Genomic DNA, 14234 nt, shown 5'->3' with positions numbered 1-14234 from the left:
AGGTGATCGCCTCCACAGGTTATTCCTGGACCTTGCCCCCGGTGACCCGCGACAGCGCCAGGGCGATCAGGATGATGGCGCCGTTGAGGGCGCCGATCCACTGTGCGGGGACGCCGCCGAGGGTGAGGACGTTCTGGATCAGGAAGAGCAGCAGGATGCCGGTGAAGGCACCGAACATCGTGCCCTTGCCGCCGTTGAGACTGATGCCGCCGATGACGGCCGCGGCGAACACGGTGAAGATGTAACCGTTGCCCTGCGCGGAGGCCACCGAGGCCAGACGTCCCGAGAGCATCAGGCCGCTGAGCGCCGCGAGCAGGCTCGCGGTGACGATGACGATCCACAGCACCCGGTCGGTGCGGATGCCGGCCGCCTTCGCCGCGTCGACGTTGCCGCCGATCGCGTACAGGGAGCGGCCGAAGCTGGTGAAGCCGAGCACCACGATCCCGACGGCGAACAGGATCAGGCAGACCCACACCGAGGCCGGCATGCCCAGCCACTCGGTCGTGCCGATGTACAGCATCGACTGCGGCAGTTGGAAGAAGGTCTGGCCGCCGGAGATTCCGGTGAGGATGCCGCGCAGCACGATCAGCATGCCCAGGGTCACGATGAAGCCGTTGAGGCCGAACCGGATGATGAACAGGGCGTTGACCGCGCCGATCAACAGGCCGACGGCGAGGGTGACCGGGACCGACAAGGAGCCCGGGAGCAGTCCGAGGCCGTGTGTGGCGCCCGCCGGGACCGTGAGCCAGGCCGCGACACCGGGGGCGAGGCCGACCGTGGACTCCAGGGAGAGGTCCATCTTCTTGACGATCAGCACCAGCGTCTGCGCCAGGACCAGGACCGCGATCTCGGACATGGTCTGGAGGACATTGATGAGGTTGTCGGCCTGCAGGAACACCGGGTTGACGATCTGGCCGACGATCGCGATGACGATGATCGCGGGGATGAGGGCCAGGTCGCGCAGCCGGGTGAAGGCGATTCTGCGCCCTCCGGCCTTCCGGGCGGCCGGCTGTTCGTCGGGCGGGGTCTTCGCGGTGGTCGCGGCCGCTGTCTCAGACATCGAGGTCCACTCCTTCCATCGCGGCCACCAGCTCGTGGTCGTGCCAGCCGCTGGGCTTCTCGGCGACCACGCGGCCCTGGAACATCACCAGGACGCGGTCGCACATGCGCAGGTCGTCGAGTTCGTCGGAGGCGATGAGCACCCCGGTGCCGGACTCGGCGGTCTCCTCGACCTTGCCGAGGAGGAACTCCTTGGACCGCACGTCGACGCCGGCGGTCGGGTTGATGAGCACAAGGACCTTGGGGTCGCTGGCCAGGGCGCGGGCCATGACGACCTTCTGCTGGTTGCCTCCGGAGAGCCCGGAGACCTCCAGTTCGGGGCCCGGTGTCTTGATCGCCAGGTTGTCGATCATGTCCTTGGCGAGTTCGTCGCGGCGCCTGCGGTCGATGAACCCGGGCGGGCCGAGCCGTTCCGGGATGGTCAGGGTTCCGTTGTCCGCGATGGACATCCCGGGGACATAGCCCTGGTGATGGCGGTCCTGCGGGACGAATCCGACGCCGGCCCTGAGAGCTGCGGGGACGCTGCCCGACCGGGGCCGAATGCCCGCGATCTCCACCGTGCCGGTGTCGGCGCCGCGCAGCCCCACCACGGTCTCCGCGAGTTCGGTGCGGCCACTGCTCGCCGCGCCGGCCAGACCGACGATCTCGCCGCCCCGGATCCCGAAGGACACGTCGTCGTAGGCGCCGTGCAGGGAAGCACCGCCGACCGAGAGAACCTCCGGGACCGCGGTGTCCACCGGGCCGCGGCGCCTGCCCGTGCTCTCCGCCGCGCCGTCGCCCGTCATGGCGGCGACGAGCTCGGAGCGGGGCAGGTCGGTGACGGAGGCCGTGAGGATGTGCCGGGCGTCGCGGAACACCGTCACCGTGTCGCAGATCTCGTAGATCTCCTGCAGGTGGTGACTGATGAACAGGAAGGTGACGCCCTGTTCCTGGAGGTCCCTGATCCGGCCGAAGAGGCGGTCGATGGCCGCCGCGTCCAGCTGTGCGGTGGGCTCGTCGAGGACGATGAAGCGGGCCCCGAAGGACAGCGCCCGGGCGATCTCCACGAACTGCCGCCGCTCGACGTCGAGTTCACCGGCCGGAGTACGCACGTCCACGTCGACCGACCAGGTCCGCAGCAGTTCCTCGGCCTTGCTGCGGACCGTGCGCCAGCTGATCAGACCGCCGCGGCCGCGGTCGTGACGGTTGAGGAAGAGGTTTTCCGCCACCGTCAGTTCGGGGATGATCGTGGACTTCTGGTAGACGCAGGCCACCCGCTGCCGCCAGGCGTCCCGGTCGGCGAGCCGGGGGGCCGGTTCGCCGCCGAAGGTCACCGTGCCCGTGTCGGGTGCCTGGAGGCCGGTGAGGATGGAGACCAGGGTCGACTTGCCCGCGCCGTTGCGTCCGACCAGCGCGTGCGTCTGCCCGGGTGCGATCGTGATCCCGGCGTCGCTGAGCGCCACAGTGGATCCGTACCGCTTCGTGATCCCCGCCGCCTCGGCGACGGGCGGAGCCGTAACCATGTCTGCGTATCGCCTTCCGGTCAGCCGAGGTTGTTGCCCCAGAGGGACTTGTCGTCGCTCTTGAGGCTGGTGACGCCGCCGTAGGTGCCGCCGTCGGCGGTGACGAGCGGTGCGGACAGCTGGTCCTCGAGCACTCCGTCGCGGACCTGGATGATGGTGCTGTCGTGGTCGGTGCTGCCGGGCTTGAAGGTCTTGCCGTCGATCGCGGCCTTCAGGTAGTAGAGGGCGTACTTGGCGTACAGGTCGGCCGGCTGGGAGACGGTGGCGTCGATCTGGCCGGCGCCGATGTCCTTGAGCTCCTCGGGGATGCCGTCGTTGGACACGATGAAGACGTGCTTCTTGTCCTTAGGGCCGACCAGCAGGCCCTTCTGCTTGAGCACCTGGAGCGTGCCGGACAGCGCGAAGCTGGACTGCATGTAGACGCCCTTGATGTCCGGGTGGGCGGTCAGGTCCGTCTGGAGCTTCTGCGCGGCGACGGCCCCGTCCCAGTTGGTGGCCTCGCCGAAGACCTTGATGCCGGGGTAGTTCTTCTTCATGCAGTCGTTGAACGCCTCGGTGCGGTCACGGCCGTTGATGGAGGAGAGGTCGCCCTGGAGCATGACGACCTTGCCCTTGCCGCCGAGCTTGGTGCCGAGGAACTGGCAGGCCTTCTCGCCGTACGCGCGGTTGTCGGCCCGTACCACCATGTAGACCTTGCCGGTGTCGGGGCGGGTGTCCACGGTGACGACCGGGATCTTCTTCGCCTCCATCTGGGCCAGGGTGGGCGCGATGGCCGCGGTGTCCTGCGGGGCCATCGCCACGCCCTTGACGCCCTGGCTGATGAAGGTCTGCGCGTTGGCGGTCAGCTTGGCGACGTCGTTCTGCGAGTTGGTCGTCTTCAGGTCCAGGCCCAGCTCCTTGCCGTACTGGGGCGTGTACTTGATGTACGAGTTCCAGAAGTCGGTGTCGGAGCGCGGGTAGTCGACACCCACCACCGGCTTGCCGCCGCTCGAACCGGCCGACGTGCTGGAGCTCTGGCAGGCGGTGAGGGCGGAGACGGTGAGGACGGCGAGTGCACCGAAACAGGCGTACCGGGTGTGTCTGAGCGTCATTGCTCTTCTCCTTGGTGCGGGAAAGCCTGGAAACGGACGGGCTGAACGAGGGGCTGAGAGGTTCGCGCGTTCACTGGTTCAGGGGGCGGGGCTCAAGGGCTCGGGGACCGCCCGCGGTCAGCTCCGTGGGCGGATCCGCAGTCCTTGCATGCCGCCGTCGACGGCCAGATCGGTGCCGGTGGTGGAGGCGGCGAGCGGGCTCGCGAGGTGGGCGATGGCCGCGGCCACCTCCTCAGCGGTGACCAGACGGCCGATGGGCTGGCGGGCGTTGAGGGCGGCGCGTTCGGCCTCCGCGTCGGCGGCGCGCTCAAGGAGCCGGCCGACCCACGGGGTGTCGACCGTGCCGGGGTTGACGCAGTTGACGCGGATGCCCTCGCGCACCAGGTCGGCGGCGCTCGCCCGGGTGAGAGCGAGGACGGCGCCCTTGGTCGCGGAGTACAGCGCGCGCTCGGGCAGACCCGCGGTCGCCGCGATGGAGCAGGTGTTGACGACGGCGGCGCTGCCGGAGCGACGGAGATGGGGGAGCGCGGCGCGGGTCACGCGGACGATTCCGAGGACATTGACGTCGAACACGCGGTGCCACTCGTCGTCGGAGTTGTCCTCGATGGTGCCCTGGGCGCCGATACCGGCGTTGTTGACCAGGATGTCGATGCCGCCGAGGAGTCTCGCGGCCTCGTCGACGGCCGAGCGCACCTCGCTGTCGTCCGTCACGTCGGCCCGGATGCCGAGGAGCGGCTCGGGCACGTCGTCGGGCTTGAGGTCGAGGCAGGCGACCCGGGCCCCCCGTTCGGCGAGCAGCCGGGCGGTGGCCAGGCCGATGCCGGAGGCGCCGCCGGTGACGACCGCCGTCAGCCCGGTCAGTTCGGATCCGCTCACGGGGCGGTCGCCTCCTGCCAGACGGGGCCGTCCGGGTAGCGGTGGGCGGCGACGGATGCGGGGTGGATCTCGGCGCTGATGCCGGGTGCGGTCGGGGCGAGATAGCGGCCGTCGCGGATGCGGACGGGGTCGGTGAAGTGCTCGTGCAGATGGTCGACGTACTCGATCACGCGGTCCTCGGTGGTGCCGCTGACGGCCACGTAGTCGAACATCGCCAGGTGCTGCACCATCTCGCACAGGCCAACACCGCCGGCGTGCGGGCAGACCGGGACGCCGAACTTGGCGGCCAGCAGCAGGATGGCGACGTTCTCGGTGACGCCGGCGGTACGGCTGGCGTCCATCTGGAGGATGTCGAGCGCCCCGGCCTGCAGGAGCTGCTTGAACATCACCTGGTTGTGGGTGTGTTCACCGGTGGCGACCTTGATCGGTGCCAGCGCCTGTCGGACGGCGGCATGGCCGAGGATGTCGTCGGGGGAGGTGGGCTCCTCGATCCAGTACGGGTCGTAAGGGGCGAGGGAGCGCATCCAGTCGATGGCCTGCCGGACCCCCCAGGCCTGGTTGGCGTCGACGGCGATCCGGATGTCCGGGCCGACCGCCTCGCGGGCCAGTCGCAGCCGGCGGACGTCGGCCTCCCGGTCGGCGCCGACCTTCAGCTTGATCTGGGAGAAGCCGTCGGCGACCGCCTCCTTCGACAGCCGCACCAGCTTCTCGTCGTCGTAGCCGAGCCAGCCGGGCGTCGTCGTGTAGGCCGGGTAACCGGACGCCAGCAGGTGCGCGGTGCGTTCCGCGCGGCCCGGCTCGGCGCGGCGCAGGATGTCCAGCGCCTCCTCGCGGGTCAGCGCGTCCTCCAGGTAGCGGAAGTCGACCAGGTCGACCAGCTGCTCCGGGGACAGCTCGGACAGCAGACGCCAGACCGGCTTCCCGGTGCGGCGGCCGTACAGGTCCCACACGGCGTTGACGATCGCCGCGGCCGCCATGTGGATGGCACCCTTCTCCGGACCCAGCCAGCGCAGTTGACTGTCGCCGGTCAACCGACGGGAGAAGGCGCCGAGGTCGCCCAGGACCTCCTCCACCGACAGGCCGACCACCAGCGGGGCCAGCGCGCGTACGGCGGCGACCTCCACATCGTTGCCGCGTCCCACCGTGAAGGCGAGCCCGTGTCCCTCGTCGCCGCCGCTCGTACGGACCGTCACATAGGCGGCCGAGTAGTCGGGTTCGGGGTTCATGGCGTCGGAGCCGTCGAGGTGGAGCGAGGTCGGGAACCTGACGTCCACCGCTTCGACGGAGCTGATGAGTTCAGTCATGCTGCCCGGCCGTCCCGGCCCGGGGGCCGCGGTGTCTGTTCGAGGTCATGGCAAACCACCTGTCGTCATGTGTCGATGGCATGTCCCCTGCGCAAGAACAGGTATCGGACATGGGATGGATTTAAGAGCGCGCTCCGTCTCGCTGTCCATACCTGCAGCGAAACAATTTGCCGTGCACTCCGTTCACCTGCGTACATGTCGATCTTTCGAGGATGCGCAGAGACGGATCGGTCATCCCATCTCTTTCGCAGGCATGGGATGTATTGCTACGGTGCCGCTTGCGCACGCACGAAGAGGGGACGGCCGCACATGTCACTGACCGACAAGGCCATCGACCGCATCAGAGAGCTCATCCAGTCCGGTGAGCTGGCGCCGGGCGCCAAGCTGTCGCCCGAGCCGCAGCTCGCCGCGGAACTCGGACTGTCACGCAACCTGACGCGGGAGGCGGTGAAGGCCCTGGTCGTCTCCCGGGTGCTGGAGATCCGGCGCGGTGACGGCACCTATGTGACCAGCCTGGAGCCGGAGCTGCTGCTCAGCGGGGTCGGATCCGCTGTGGAGCTGCTGCGCGGCGACACCCTGCTGGAGCTCACCGAGGTGCGCCGGCTGTTCGAACCGGTCGCCACCGCGCTGGCCGCGACCCGGATCTCGGACGCCGCACTCGCCGAGGTGGAGCGCCACCTCGACGCGATGCGCGCCGCCCGCGAGGACGTGGAACGGCTCAACGAGCACGACGCCGCGTTCCACCGCACGGTGATCGCGGCCACCGGGAACGCCACGCTCTCCGCGCTGCTGGAGGGCATCTCCAGCCGGACCGTGCGTGCGCGGATCTGGCGCGGTCTGGTCGACGACAACGCCGCCGCGCGCACCGTCGCCGAGCACGAGGCCATCTACCAGGCCCTGGCCGACCGGGACGCGGCCCTCGCACAGGCCGCGGCCCTCATGCACGTCACCACGACGGAGCACTGGCTGCGGGCCCACTGGGAGCGGGAGGACGGTCGTAGCCCGCTCGACCTCGCCGCGGCGGATGCTCGGACGCCGCCGTAAGTGGTTGTGCTTCTGGGGGGGGGGCCGCGGGTTGAGGTGTGCTGTGGATGGTCGGCGGCGGCGATTGAGGCGTGCTGTGGTCGTTCGGCCCCGGTGTCGGCGGCTGAGACCTGCTGTGGATCCTCGGTTCGGGTCCTGACTGCTGCAGTTGGCCGTGGTCGGTTGACGCCGGTGCCCGCGGATGAGGCCCGCCGAGGATGCCCGGTTCCCGGCCCTGACGGCTGCGTTCGCCGTGGATGCCCGGCCCCGGTGTCGGCGGCTCGGGCCCGCCGTCGATGGTCGGCCCCGAGCCTCACGGCTGAAGCCCACCATGGACGCCCACCCCCGAAGCCGGCGCTCAGGACCCCCGCAGAAGCCTGACCCGGCGCTGATGCTTCAACGCCGCCCCTCGCGCCTGAAACCCGCCGCAGACGCCCGACCCCTGCCCCCGATGCCTCTCCCCCCAGGGCCCGTGACTCCACAGTCGACGCCCTCACCGCACCAGCGCCCCCCTCGGCGCCCGGCCCCCGGCCGACGCCGATGCGCGGCGAACGCCCCGACCCTCCCCGATCGACAGCTCACCCCCTGGAGAACCCGATGAGACTGCTGCGTGTAGGCCCGCCGGGCCTGGAGCGCCCCGTCGTGCTCGACGCCGACGGCGGCGCCCACGACCTGACCCCGCTCACCGACGACATCCACGGCGCCTTCCTCGCGGACGGAGGCATCGACCGAGTCCGGACCGCCCTCGGCGACGGGCTCCTGCCCCCGATCGAGATCGCCGGACAGCGGATCGGCGCACCCGTCGCCCGCCCCGGCAAGGTCGTGTGCATCGGCCTCAACTACGTCGACCACGCCGCCGAGACCGACACCCCGCCCCCGGCGGAACCGGTGGTCTTCATGAAGGCGGCCGACACGGTGGTCGGCCCCGACGACACCGTGCTGATACCGCGCACCAGCCTCAAGACGGACTACGAGATCGAACTCGCGATCGTCATCGGCCGCACCGCACGCTATCTGGACTCCGAGGACGAGGCCGACGAGGTCATCGCCGGTTACGCCGTCGCCGACGACGTCAGCGAGCGCGCCTTCCAGCACGAGCGGGGCGGACAGTGGGACAAGGGCAAGTCCTGCGAGACCTTCAACCCGCTCGGCCCCTGGCTGGTCACCCCCGACGAGGTGGGGGACCCGCAGGACCTCGCGATGCGGCTGTGGGTCAACGGCGAGCAGCGCCAGGACGGCCACACCAAGAACATGATCTTCGGCGTACGGCACGTCGTGTGGTACCTGAGCCAGTTCATGGTGCTGGAGCCCGGTGACGTCATCAACACGGGCACCCCGGCAGGCGTCGCCTTCGGCGCCAACGACTTCCCCTACCTGCGCGAAGGTGACGTCGTCGAGGTGGAGATCGACCGGCTCGGCCGCCAGCGCCACGTCCTCGGACAGGCCTGATGACCTCCCCCGACCTCGACCGGAGCACCGGGGCGGACCTGCCCCGGTGCCTCGAACAGGTCCCGCTCGGCCGCTCGGACGTCACCGTCGGCCGCCTGGGTCTCGGCACCGCTCCGCTGGCCGGCCTGTTCTCGGCGGTCGGCGCCGAGCAGGCCGCCGCCACGCTCGACGCGGCCTGGTCCGCCGGCATCCGCTACTTCGACACCGCCCCGCACTACGGCGCCGGACTCGCGGAGCGGCGGCTGGGCGGCTTCCTCACCGGATCCGGACGCCCGCGCACGGAGTACACCGTCTCCACCAAGGTCGGCCGTCTGCTCGTGCCGGGCGACTCGGCCCCGGGCGACGAGGCCTTCCACGTCGACGAGGGGCTGGTGCGGGTCCGCGACTACAGCCCGGCCGGCGTGTACCGCTCGCTGGCCGAGAGCCTGGAGCGCTCGGGACTCGACGCCTTCGACACCGTGCTCATCCACGATCCCGACGACCACTGGGAGGAAGCGGTCCGCGGGGCCTACCCCGCCCTCGCCCGGCTGCGTGCCGAAGGAGCCGTACGGGCGATCGGCGCCGGGATGAACCAGACCGCGATGCTCACCCGCCTGGTCCGCGAGACCGACCTCGACTGCGTGCTCGTCGCGGGCCGCTACTCCCTGCTGGACCGCGGCGCCGCCGACGATCTGCTGCCCCTGTGCGCCGAGCGCGAGGTGGGCGTCCTGGTCGGCGGTGTCTTCAACAGCGGCATCCTCGCCGACCCCGCGCCCGGCGCCACCTACGACTACGCCCCGGCGACCGAGGCCGTGCTCCGACGCGCCCAGGCCCTCGACGAGCGGTGCGCCGCACACGGCGTACCGCTGGCCGCCGCCGCGCTGCAGTTCCCGTACCGCCATCCCGCGGTCACCTCGGTGGTGATCGGCGCGCGCAGCCCGCGAGAGGTCAGCGAGAACGTGGCCCACGCCACCAGGGAGATCCCGCAGGAGCTGTGGGACGAACTCGACGCCCTCGGAACGGAGGGGTGATGACCGGAATCGACGTCCACGGAACGGAGGGGTGATGACCGGAATCGACGCCCACCACCACGTCTGGCGCCTGAAGGACTCGCCCAAGGACACGCCGGGCCCGAGCCCACGCCCGCACGACTGGCTCGACACCCCCGCCATGGAACCCGTACACCGCGACTTCACCCTGGACGACCTGGCGGCGGAGACGGCGTCCACCGGCATCGACCGCACGATCCTGGTCCAGGTGCTGCCCGATGCGGAGGAGACCGCGGAGTTCCTGACCCTGGCGGCCTCCTCGGACCTGGTCGCGGGCGTCGTCGGCTGGGCGGACCTCACCGCGGAGGACGTGGCCGACTCGTTGGACGCCCTGCGCAGGGGCCCCGGCGGTGAACTCCTCGTCGGCATACGGCATCTGGTGCAGGCGGAGGCGGACCCCGCCTGGCTGAACCGGCCGGACGTCCGGCGGGGTCTTGGCGCGGTGGCGGACGCGAACCTGGTCTACGACCTGCTCACCGTGCCGCACCAGCTGCCCGCGGCCCTCGCCACCGTACGGGCGCTGCCCGAGCTGACCTTCGTGCTGGACCACGTCTCCAAGCCGCCCATCGCCTCGGGAGAACTGGAACCCTGGGCCGCACGGGTCAGGGAACTGGCCGCCGAGCCGAACGTGTTCTGCAAGCTGTCCGGGATGGTCACCGAGGCCGACTGCCGGACCTGGACCACGGACGACCTGCGCCCCTACGCCGACGTCGTGCTCGACGCCTTCGGTCCGTCCCGGGTCATGTTCGGCTCCGACTGGCCCGTGTGCCTGCTGGCCGCCTCCTACCGGCAGGTCGTCCGCACCACCGAGGAACTGACGTCCGCGCTGAGCGCCGCCGAACGCGCCGAGGTCTTCGGCGGCACGGCGGCCCGCGCCTACCGACTCCCCCTGGAAAGACTGCGTGAGGAAGCCCCGTGAAAGTACGTCTCGCCTACGGGCAGTCGGGACTCGACATCGACGTGGACCCGAGGGCGGCGACCGTCGTCGAACCCGTCCACCACGAGGCCGCCGCGGACCAGTCGGCGGTACTCCGTACGGCCCTGCGCGCGCCGGTCGCCGGACCGCCGCTGCGGGAGCGGGTCAGGCCGGGGCAGACGGTGGCGATCTCGGCCTGTGACGGCACCCGCCCCCAGCCCCGCCACCTGATGATCCCGGCCGTCCTCGACGAACTCGACGGCATCGTCCGCCTGGAGGACGTCGTCATCCTCGTCGCCACCGGCACCCACCGGGGCAACAGCGAGGCCGAGCTGCGCGCGATGTTCGGCGACGAGGTCGTGGACAGCGTCCGGATCGTCAACCACGACGCCCGCGACGCCGGGCAACTGACCTGGATGGGCACCTACGGCAAGGACGTGCCGGTGTGGCTGAACCGGGAGTGGGTCGAGGCCGACGTCCGCATCACCACCGGCTTCGTCGAACCGCACTTCTTCGCCGGCTTCTCCGGCGGTCCCAAGCTCGTCGCCCCCGGCCTCGCGGCCCTGGAGACCGTCCTCGTCCTGCACGACGCCGCCCGCATCGGGGACCCGCGCGCCACCTGGGGCGTCATCCACGGCAACCCGGTCCACGACGACGTACGCGCCATCGCCGAGGCCACCGGCGTGACCTTCGCCCTGGACGTGGTGCTCAACCGGGACAAGGACATCGTGGCCGCGTTCGGCGGTGATCTGCCGGCGATGCACGCGGCCGCCACCGCCGCGGCCAAGCGCATGGCGATGCGCCCGGTCCCGGCGCCGTTCGACGTCGTCGTCACCACCAACTCCGGCTTTCCGCTGGACCAGAACCTCTATCAAGCCGTCAAGGGCATGTCCGCCGCCTACCAGGTGGTCCGCCCCGGCGGGACGATCGTCTGCGCCGCCGAGTGCCGCGACGGTTTCCCCGACCACGGCTCCTACCGCGAGGTCCTGGCCTCCGCCGCCTCGCCGCGGGCGCTGTTCGACGACATCAGCGCCCGCACCGAGACCGTGCCCGACCAGTGGCAGGTGCAGATCCAGGCACGTATCCAGTCCGGCAGCCGGGTGGTCGTGCACACCGGATTCCTCAGCGACGCCGATCTGGCCACCGCCCATCTGGAACAGACGCGGGACATCTCGGCCACCGTCGCCGACGCCCTGGCCGCGGCGGGTCCGGGGGCCAGGGTGTGCGTTCTGCCCGAAGGCCCGCAGACCATCCCGTACATCGACGGGGGGCGGTCATGAGCGAGGTGCTGAACCTGGGCTTCGCCCGCGTCGACCTGGACCGCGAGGCCCGCCAGGGGCTGCCCGAGGTCGTGTACGGGCCCGGCAAGACCCCGGAGCAGATCACCGGCATCGTCACCGGGCTCCTGGCGCACAACACCGGCCCGGTCCTCGTCACACGCGTCGGGCCGGAGACCGCCGAGGCCGTCCTGACGTCCGTGGACGGCGGAGCGTACGACGCCGAGGCCCGGCTGCTGCTGTGGCGCCCTGCCGCCACCGGGGAGTTCTCCGTCCTAGTCGCCGCGGCGGGTACGTCCGACCGGCCGGTCGCCGCCGAGGCCATGGCCGTGGCCTCGGCCGTCGGTCTGGACACCAGCGCCGTCCACGACGTCGGCGTGGCGGGGCTCGACCGGGTCCTGCAGGTCCGGGACCAACTCCGGGCCGCGGACGCGGTGATCGTCGTGGCCGGCATGGAAGGTGCCCTCGCCAGTGTCGTCGGCGGCCTGGTGCGGGCGCCGGTCGTCGCCGTCCCCGTCTCCACCGGCTACGGCGCCTCGCTGGAGGGCGTCACCGCGCTGCTCGCCATGCACGCCTCCTGTGCCGCCGGGGTGAGCGTGGTCAACATCGACTCCGGCTTCTCGGCCGCGATGGCGGTCCACCGCATCGCCCAGACGCGCATCGCCCGGACGCGCGGCGGCACCGACGACCGCGGGGGCGCCCGGTGATCTGCTGGATCAACCCCTTCACGGGCCTGGCCGGCGACATGCTGCTGGCCGCGCTCATCGACGCCGGAGCACCCCTGGACCGTATCCGGTCCGCGATCACCGCCACCGGCCTCACCGGCTGGGAACTCACCGCCGAACGCGTCACCGACCACGGCCTGTCCGCCACCCGCGTCCATGTGCACGTCACGGACCCCCACACCGAGCGACACGCGGCGGAGGTCGTCGACCTCGCCTCCCGCGCCACCCCCGAACCCGTCGCGGCCCTCGCGGTCGCCGCGGTGACGGCCGTGGCGGAGGTGGAGGGAAGGCTGCACAACGCCGACCCGGCCGCCGTCCATCTGCACGAACTGGGCGGCCACGACACCCTGGTCGACATCGTCGGCACCGCCGCGGCCCTGCACGCCCTCGGTGTCACCGAGGTCGTCAGCTCGCCGTTGCCCCTCGGCCGGGGCCGCATCGACGCGGCCCACGGCGTGCTGCCCTGCCCGGCCCCGGCGACACTCGCGCTGCTGGCCGGAGCCGAGGTCACCGGCACCGATCTGCCGGGGGAGACGGTGACCCCGACCGGCGCCGCGCTGCTGCGCGCCTGCGCGACCAGGTACGGCCCGCCCCCGCCCATGACCCTCGGGCCCACGGGATACGGCGCCGGAACGCGCCGGCTGCCCGACCGGGCCAACGTCACCGCCGTCACCCTCGGGGAACCGGCCCGCACCGGGCAGGAGGACGTCGTCGTCCTGGAGACCAACCTCGACGACGTCACCGGCGAGATCCTCGGCCACACCATCGCCCGCGCGATGGCGACGGGAGCGCTCGATGCCTGGGCCACCCCCGCCGTGATGAAGAAGGGCCGCCCCGCCCAGATCCTGCACGTGCTCACCACCCCCGAGCACGAACGGCCACTGCGCGACCTCGTCCTGGCCGAGACCGGCACCCTCGGCGTCCGCCGCCTCACCGCCACCCGCACCACGCTGCCGCGCCGCTTCGAGACCGTCGACGTCGACGGCCACCCGGTGCGGATCAAACACGGCCCCCACCGGGCCAAGCCCGAACACGAGGACCTCGTGGCCGCCGCGGCACAACTCGGCCTGCCCCTGCGCGCGGTGGCGGCCCGTGCGCTGCGACTGCGACTGAGCGGCGAGGCCGGCGACCACCGGCCCGAGGAGGCCGGGACCGATGACTGACGCGACACTCGAACAGCGCCTGCTGGACCGTTTGGGAGCCATCGGACCGGTCGCCGTGGCCTACTCGGGCGGCGCGGACTCGGCCCTCGTCCTGGCCGCCGCGGTACGGGCCCTGGGTGCGGAACGGGTCGTGGCCGTCACCGCCGTCTCTGAGAGCCTGGCCGCGGAGGAACTCCCACGGTCCAGGCGGCTGGCAGAAGACCTGGGAGTGGTCCATCTGACGCCGCGCACCGAGGAACTCTCACGCCCCGGCTACCGGGCCAACGGCCGCGACCGCTGCTACTTCTGCAAGTCGGAGGTCCTGGACACCATCACCGCCCTCGCCGGCGAGCACGGCTACGAGCAGGTGGCCACCGGGACCAACGCGGACGACGCCCGCGACCCCCACCGCCCGGGCATCAGGGCGGGCCGGGAACGCGGCATCCACACCCCGCTCCTCGACGCCGGACTGGACAAGGCGGCCGTACGCCGTCTCAGCAGGGCCTGGTCACTGCCGACCTGGGACAAGCCGGCAACTCCCTGCCTGGCCAGCCGGATCCGCTACGGCATCGAGGTCACCCCGCACCGCCTGGCCCGCGTCGACCGGGCGGAGACGGCCGTGCGCGCGCTCCTCGCCGACGCCGGTCTTACCGTGACCGACCTCAGGGTCCGCGACCTCGGGGACACCGTCCGTCTGGAGATCGACTCCTGGCTCGTGGACCGCGTCGCGGCACACCCGGGGATCCCCCTGGCCCTGGCGGGCGCGGGCTACGCCGACCTGCCCCACCACGTCGAGCCCTTCCGGTCGGGGCGGCTCAACATGGAGACCTGAGTGGGGCGTT

At 71.5% G+C, this 14234-nt stretch carries 13 protein-coding genes; 8 read left to right on the top strand and 5 right to left on the bottom strand.

Annotated features, from left to right (window positions below; genetic code table 11):
- Window positions 1-19: 19 nt before the first annotated feature.
- The 5 genes from IOD14_RS23315 to IOD14_RS23295 form a co-directional block, all read right to left on the bottom strand.
- Window positions 20-1060, bottom strand: a complete 1041-nt coding sequence (locus tag IOD14_RS23315) for an ABC transporter permease (protein WP_212671413.1) — start codon at window positions 1058-1060, stop codon at window positions 20-22.
- A complete protein-coding gene (locus tag IOD14_RS23310) occupies window positions 1053-2561 on the bottom strand; it encodes a sugar ABC transporter ATP-binding protein (protein ID WP_123986759.1) in 1509 nt (502 codons plus the stop codon). Before IOD14_RS23310 ends, IOD14_RS23315 begins: the two co-directional genes overlap by 8 nt.
- Window positions 2562-2581: 20 nt before the next feature.
- Window positions 2582-3652: a sugar ABC transporter substrate-binding protein gene (locus IOD14_RS23305; RefSeq protein ID WP_123986758.1), complete on the bottom strand. Its 1071-nt coding sequence runs from the start codon at window positions 3650-3652 to the stop codon at window positions 2582-2584.
- A 117-nt stretch (window positions 3653-3769) separates the two neighbouring features.
- Window positions 3770-4528 carry an SDR family oxidoreductase gene (locus IOD14_RS23300; protein WP_123986757.1) on the bottom strand — a complete coding sequence of 253 codons (759 nt, stop codon included), beginning with the start codon at window positions 4526-4528 and terminating at the stop codon, window positions 3770-3772.
- Window positions 4525-5832 (bottom strand): L-fuconate dehydratase, encoded by a 1308-nt coding sequence (locus tag IOD14_RS23295; RefSeq protein ID WP_123986756.1) that lies wholly within the window; start codon window positions 5830-5832, stop codon window positions 4525-4527. The genes IOD14_RS23300 and IOD14_RS23295 overlap by 4 nt, the downstream gene beginning before the upstream one ends.
- 309 nt (window positions 5833-6141) lie before the next feature.
- Between IOD14_RS23295 and IOD14_RS23290 the strand changes: the two genes are divergently transcribed.
- From IOD14_RS23290 to larE, 8 genes are all read left to right on the top strand, one after another.
- Window positions 6142-6876 (top strand): FCD domain-containing protein, encoded by a 735-nt coding sequence (locus IOD14_RS23290; RefSeq protein WP_123986755.1) that lies wholly within the window; start codon window positions 6142-6144, stop codon window positions 6874-6876.
- A 576-nt stretch (window positions 6877-7452) separates the two neighbouring features.
- The gene (locus IOD14_RS23285) at window positions 7453-8304 is read left to right on the top strand and encodes a fumarylacetoacetate hydrolase family protein (protein WP_212671412.1); all 852 of its coding nucleotides are present in this window, start codon (window positions 7453-7455) and stop codon (window positions 8302-8304) included.
- On the top strand, window positions 8304-9314 hold the full coding sequence (locus tag IOD14_RS23280; protein ID WP_212671411.1) for an aldo/keto reductase: 1011 nt from the start codon (window positions 8304-8306) through the stop codon (window positions 9312-9314). Before IOD14_RS23285 ends, IOD14_RS23280 begins: the two co-directional genes overlap by 1 nt.
- Before the next feature lie 34 nt (window positions 9315-9348).
- Window positions 9349-10251, top strand: coding sequence for an amidohydrolase family protein (locus tag IOD14_RS23275; protein ID WP_123986753.1), 903 nt, complete (start codon window positions 9349-9351; stop codon window positions 10249-10251).
- Window positions 10248-11528 (top strand): nickel-dependent lactate racemase, encoded by a 1281-nt coding sequence (larA, locus tag IOD14_RS23270; RefSeq protein WP_123986752.1) that lies wholly within the window; start codon window positions 10248-10250, stop codon window positions 11526-11528. Before IOD14_RS23275 ends, larA begins: the two co-directional genes overlap by 4 nt.
- A complete protein-coding gene (gene larB / locus IOD14_RS23265) occupies window positions 11525-12232 on the top strand; it encodes a nickel pincer cofactor biosynthesis protein LarB (RefSeq protein ID WP_123986751.1) in 708 nt (235 codons plus the stop codon). The genes larA and larB overlap by 4 nt, the downstream gene beginning before the upstream one ends.
- Window positions 12229-13413: a nickel pincer cofactor biosynthesis protein LarC gene (gene larC / locus IOD14_RS23260; protein ID WP_212671410.1), complete on the top strand. Its 1185-nt coding sequence runs from the start codon at window positions 12229-12231 to the stop codon at window positions 13411-13413. Before larB ends, larC begins: the two co-directional genes overlap by 4 nt.
- Complete coding sequence (gene larE, locus IOD14_RS23255; RefSeq protein ID WP_212671409.1) at window positions 13406-14224, top strand: ATP-dependent sacrificial sulfur transferase LarE; 819 nt, start codon at window positions 13406-13408, stop codon at window positions 14222-14224. The genes larC and larE overlap by 8 nt, the downstream gene beginning before the upstream one ends.
- Window positions 14225-14234 lie beyond the last annotated feature (10 nt).

Source organism: Streptomyces sp. A2-16 (assembly GCF_018128905.1).
Classification (GTDB): Bacteria; Actinomycetota; Actinomycetes; order Streptomycetales; family Streptomycetaceae; genus Streptomyces.
This window is presented reverse-complemented; position numbering and strand designations above follow the sequence as displayed.

Coding starts and splice junctions, on each gene's coding strand:
- IOD14_RS23315 (WP_212671413.1), bottom strand. CDS start 1,060: ATGTCTGAGACAGCGGCCGCGACCACCGCGAAGACCCCGCCCGACGAA.
- IOD14_RS23280 (WP_212671411.1), top strand. CDS start 8,304: ATGACCTCCCCCGACCTCGACCGGAGCACCGGGGCGGACCTGCCCCGG.
- IOD14_RS23310 (WP_123986759.1), bottom strand. CDS start 2,561: ATGGTTACGGCTCCGCCCGTCGCCGAGGCGGCGGGGATCACGAAGCGG.
- larB (WP_123986751.1), top strand. CDS start 11,525: ATGAGCGAGGTGCTGAACCTGGGCTTCGCCCGCGTCGACCTGGACCGC.
- IOD14_RS23295 (WP_123986756.1), bottom strand. CDS start 5,832: ATGACTGAACTCATCAGCTCCGTCGAAGCGGTGGACGTCAGGTTCCCG.
- IOD14_RS23305 (WP_123986758.1), bottom strand. CDS start 3,652: ATGACGCTCAGACACACCCGGTACGCCTGTTTCGGTGCACTCGCCGTC.
- IOD14_RS23290 (WP_123986755.1), top strand. CDS start 6,142: ATGTCACTGACCGACAAGGCCATCGACCGCATCAGAGAGCTCATCCAG.
- IOD14_RS23285 (WP_212671412.1), top strand. CDS start 7,453: ATGAGACTGCTGCGTGTAGGCCCGCCGGGCCTGGAGCGCCCCGTCGTG.
- larE (WP_212671409.1), top strand. CDS start 13,406: ATGACTGACGCGACACTCGAACAGCGCCTGCTGGACCGTTTGGGAGCC.
- IOD14_RS23275 (WP_123986753.1), top strand. CDS start 9,349: ATGACCGGAATCGACGCCCACCACCACGTCTGGCGCCTGAAGGACTCG.